5 protein-coding genes are annotated in these 4,172 nt (G+C 42.6%); 3 read left to right on the top strand and 2 right to left on the bottom strand.

What is annotated here, in order from left to right:
* Positions 1 to 112: 112 nt before the first annotated feature.
* Complete coding sequence (locus GVO62_RS09110; RefSeq protein WP_159118703.1) at positions 113 to 1,480, top strand: ABC1 kinase family protein; 1,368 nt, start codon at positions 113 to 115, stop codon at positions 1,478 to 1,480.
* Between the two features lie 12 nt (positions 1,481 to 1,492).
* Here the strand turns inward: GVO62_RS09110 and GVO62_RS09115 are convergent, their stop codons facing one another.
* Together GVO62_RS09115 and GVO62_RS09120 are read right to left on the bottom strand one after the other, a co-directional pair.
* The gene (locus GVO62_RS09115; protein ID WP_105932425.1) at positions 1,493 to 1,801 is read right to left on the bottom strand and encodes a DUF6482 family protein; all 309 of its coding nucleotides are present in this window, start codon (positions 1,799 to 1,801) and stop codon (positions 1,493 to 1,495) included.
* 134 nt (positions 1,802 to 1,935) lie between these two features.
* Entirely contained in the window at positions 1,936 to 2,328 is a 393-nt protein-coding gene (locus GVO62_RS09120) for a hypothetical protein (protein WP_159118706.1), read from the bottom strand.
* Between the two features lie 370 nt (positions 2,329 to 2,698).
* Here GVO62_RS09120 and GVO62_RS09125 point away from each other — a divergent pair, with 370 nt between their 5' ends.
* Positions 2,699 to 3,559: a DUF3014 domain-containing protein gene (locus GVO62_RS09125; RefSeq protein ID WP_159118708.1), complete on the top strand. Its 861-nt coding sequence runs from the start codon at positions 2,699 to 2,701 to the stop codon at positions 3,557 to 3,559.
* Positions 3,546 to 4,130: a DUF1285 domain-containing protein gene (locus tag GVO62_RS09130; protein ID WP_159118710.1), complete on the top strand. Its 585-nt coding sequence runs from the start codon at positions 3,546 to 3,548 to the stop codon at positions 4,128 to 4,130. The genes GVO62_RS09125 and GVO62_RS09130 overlap by 14 nt, the downstream gene beginning before the upstream one ends.
* The last annotated feature ends 42 nt before the right edge of the window (positions 4,131 to 4,172 follow it).

The following is a 4,172-nucleotide window of genomic DNA, read 5'->3' on the forward strand; positions in this document are numbered from 1 at the left end:
CTGAATGGGTAATTATCTATGCGGACTGGTATAATTAAGAGCATATCTTCTTCTGCATGCATAGAGTCATGCATGCTCTTGTCTCGCCTCTTAACCAAACCAGAGTGAGTTTATGGCACAGAAACCTGATTCTGTTGACAGTCCAGCGCCACGTCCTAGCAAAGCTATCCCTTCGTCGCGACTCTCTCGCATCGGTCGTTTAGGCGCTTTGGCCGGGAAAATAGCAGGGAACGTTGTAAGTCAAGGTGCGGGTCAACTACTGCGGGGGGAGAAGCCTGCATTGTCTTCACTACTCCTTACGCCTAAGAACATTTCAAACATTGCAGATCAGCTTGCTAGTATGCGTGGAGCGGCCATGAAACTTGGCCAACTAATATCAATGGATGCCGGTGATTTTTTACCTGAAGAGCTCGCTGTTATTCTAGGTAGATTGCGAGAAGACGCCGACCCCATGCCTAAAGATCAGTTGATAGAAACATTGAGCAACGCATGGGGTGAAAAATGGCAAGACGATTTACTCTATTTTTCATTTGCGCCCATTGCTGCCGCGTCTATTGGTCAGGTTCACAAAGTGATTACCATGGACGGCAAAATGTTAGCGGTTAAAGTACAATATCCCGGCGTTAGAAAGAGTATCGATAGTGATGTTGACAATGTTGCTTCCCTTATAAAACTAACGGGATTAGTGCCTAAATCCCTTGATATAGGCCCGTTGCTCGAAGACGCTAAAAAACAACTTCATCAAGAAGCGGATTATGAGCGCGAAGCCCAAATGCTAGACCGTTATCGTAAACTGGTTCAAGAGCATAACGCTAATTTGCAGCTTGGTTCAGCCTTTGTTATTCCAAAAACCTATTCGCCCCTTACCAGCGATACGGTATTGGCGATGGATTTTATAGAAAGCCAAAAATTAGAGGTTTTGGAGCAAGAGTCTCAAGAAACAAGAAATGCAGTTATGACAGCGTTGATGACATTATTTTTTCATGAAATATTCAACTTCAAGCTGCTTCAAAGCGACCCCAATTTAGCCAACTATCGGTTTAAATCCGACACCAAGGAAGTGGTATTGCTAGATTTTGGCGCCACGCGAGAAGTACCTGAATCGATTTCTACAGCGTACCAATCTCTGTTAAATAGCGCAGCTCAAAGCGATAAAACTGCCATGCAACAAGCAGCATTATCAATTGGATTGATTGATGACAGTCATTCACAAGGGCAAATAGACGCTGTACTTAGTATTGGTATGGAAGCCTGTGAAGCTATCAGGCATGAGGGCCCCTACGATTTTGGACAAAGCGATCTGATTTCTCGACTTCACGAAAAAGGAATGACGCTTACCATGGAGCACAACTTTTGGCACACGCCACCGGTAGACGCTTTGTTCATTCACAGAAAGCTGGGGGGGTTGTTTCTTCTCGCCAAACGACTGAAAGCCCAGGTGAACATGCGTAAAGCCGCCAGCATATGGCTCAAAAGCTAAGCGGCAAACATATTAATAAGGCAAGTCCATACTGAAAGGTAGTGCCATCTGCTCTTTACTTTTCGGAGGATTTCCAATCATCTCATCGTAAGGCGTATCGTGCTTCATTACTGCGTGTTGAACATGACAGTGCGCAAAAGCTTCACGTATGTGCCCAGCACTGAAAAAGCGCATAGGTTTATCTTTCTTGTCGTAAAGCATGCCGCTTTGATTACCAATTGACAGATAAACCAGATACACATTCATTTCATAAGATTGAACTTCCAAGTATTCGATAACCGTTGGCGTATCTTCTATATCCCGAAAATAAAATTTATGCATTATCTACCTCTAGAACAAAGCTTGCACGTTTGTGCTTTCTACCTCTATGCTTTTTATCTTGTTCAGCGGTAATTCGTTATCTTTTTTACGCCACCGGCAAAAACATACTATCGATAAAAACCTCCATATATACGCTAAGCAATGTTTTCGGGTTCATTTGATAAATTAAAAGGCCGTCTATGGTTGCGATGCCGCACCGCATTCGCTAAAACAAACAATGAAACTATCGATGACGCGCTGTATAGTGTTGCAGCCATGCCCATTCCAGAGGCTATCCACAAAAGCGGAAACACGAGTAATCGTGGTCCTTCCATTGCAAGCGCGAGTTTAGCTCTAGATAAAATAAACCCATTTTGAATACTCATAATCACCACAGTAACAACCGCGATTAATTGATGTTCTGCGCTCAAGCTAGTCATATTCACCAGTAGATAGGCAGTGATAACAAGCATGATTAAATATTGCAAAAGGCTATAACGCTTTACGGCGAAGTGGAGTTTTGGGTGATATTGCTTACTTTTATTCACACTTAATTTCCTGCAACTTACATTGAACACTTTCGCATCCGCTTTTCTGTCGCCTCGCTATAAATATCGCAGATAGCCGACGTTTAAGGTTTACGAATCAACACATTAGTACATAAATAGGTTTTGTTAAACAATTGTTTTAAAAACACAGCGCTTGTTTACATATTAAGAAGGCTCAAGCTCTGCCGAAATAAGTAAATCTCTCTGATTTTCTGTTTAAACAAATCGAAAACTGACTTTTTCACGTTAAAAAGATGTTCTAAATAAGGAATTTGCAACGTTTGGGAACAATTCTCTTGATTGATTTTCTAAATTTAAGTGTTATGTCTGGTAGTATTATCCAAAGGATATTTTTTGTAGCGGAGTCATTATGAGCGAATCGTCAGAAAAGAAATCGTTAGGGCCACATTTTATTATTGTTGGCATTCTTCTTATCGTAATTCTGGCCGTAGTTTTTTGGCCCAGCGAGGAAGAACCAGAGACAGTTATCAATCCTGAGCCAGAAATCACTGAGCCAGAGGTAACCCCTTCCGAAGAACCAGAAATCTTTGAACCGTCTCAACCAGCACCAACGGTGGAGTTGGATGAAAAAGACGAAGTAGAGCCACTTCCAGAACCTGTAGAGCCAGACCCTGAACCTCTTGATACTAGCGATCCTGCAGTAAAAGCCTCGTTAATTGAGAGTTCTTCTGCCGATGAAGAAACGGTAAATCGCATGCTAGTAAACGAAGGACTTATTCAGCGCTTCGTGGTATCAGTAACAAATTTAGCCAATGATGAAATGGCCCCTAATCACCAGTTGCTTACGCCTCCCGAGCAGAATTTCCGCGTATATTCTCAAGCGGGTAAACAATGGATAGATGCGGCAAGCTACAAACGATACACGCCTTATGTAGACATGTTGGAATCGTTTAATAACGAAGCGCTTCTCAACATTTACGGTATATATAAAGAGGATATACAAGCTAAGTTTTCAGAAATTGGTAACCCCAATGAAGATTTCAACGAAGTGCTACTACAAGCTATAGACCAGCTTCTGGATACACCTGAAGTTCCTGTTCCAGTTGAGGTATACACAGACTCAGTAGCTTACAAGTATGCTGATGAGCGTTTAGAAAACTTAAATGAGCCTCAGAAGCAGCTGCTTCGCACTGGCCCAGATAATATGCGCCGCATTAAAGCAAAGCTTCGCGAGTTAAAGCTTATGGTGGAAGAACGTGGATCTAACTAGGTTTCAGCAGCAATTAAAGGGCACGTCTTCGAAGACGCGCCCTTTGCCCCCTGTTGAAAAGTGGGATCCTGACTTTTGTGGCGATATCAATCTTACCATTGCGTTAGATGGCCGATGGTTTTATGAAGGAAGCCCTATTGGACGTGCAAGTCTTGTTCAACTTTTTGCATCCGTCTTGAAACGGGAAGGGGACAGTTACTTTCTCGTTACGCCCGTTGAAAAGGTGGGTATTACCGTAGAAGACACGCCTTTTCTTGTCACACAGTGGGAGAAAACGACAGATCAAAAGACAGGTAGCGAAGTTTATCAATTTACAACACAAACCGGTGATGAGATAAGATTAGAATCAGCCCACCAGCTTGAGCTTAGGGTGCCGCCAAAGGCGATACAAGACCCACAAGCAACCCCAATTCCTTATATATGCGTTCGCAGGAACCTATGGGCTAGGCTACATCAAAATGTTTATTATCAACTTCTTGAAAATGCCTCCGTGCAGCAAAATGATGCGCTAACATCTTTTTATATAACGTCGAATAGCCAACGGTTTGTACTCGGTGAAGTGCCGAAATAGCAAAATACGCAAAAACGTCGTGTAAATAGATGTAATACCAAT

Origin of the sequence: Alteromonas sp. KUL150 (assembly GCF_009811475.1) — a bacterium.
Taxonomy (GTDB): Bacteria; Pseudomonadota; Gammaproteobacteria; order Enterobacterales; family Alteromonadaceae; genus Alteromonas; species Alteromonas gracilis.

What these genes read in the sequence shown, in the direction of transcription:
- GVO62_RS09115 (WP_105932425.1), bottom strand. Translation starts at nt 1,801, where the DNA reads ATGCATAAATTTTATTTTCGGGATATAGAAGATACGCCAACGGTTATC.
- GVO62_RS09110 (WP_159118703.1), top strand. Translation starts at nt 113, where the DNA reads ATGGCACAGAAACCTGATTCTGTTGACAGTCCAGCGCCACGTCCTAGC.
- GVO62_RS09125 (WP_159118708.1), top strand. Translation starts at nt 2,699, where the DNA reads ATGAGCGAATCGTCAGAAAAGAAATCGTTAGGGCCACATTTTATTATT.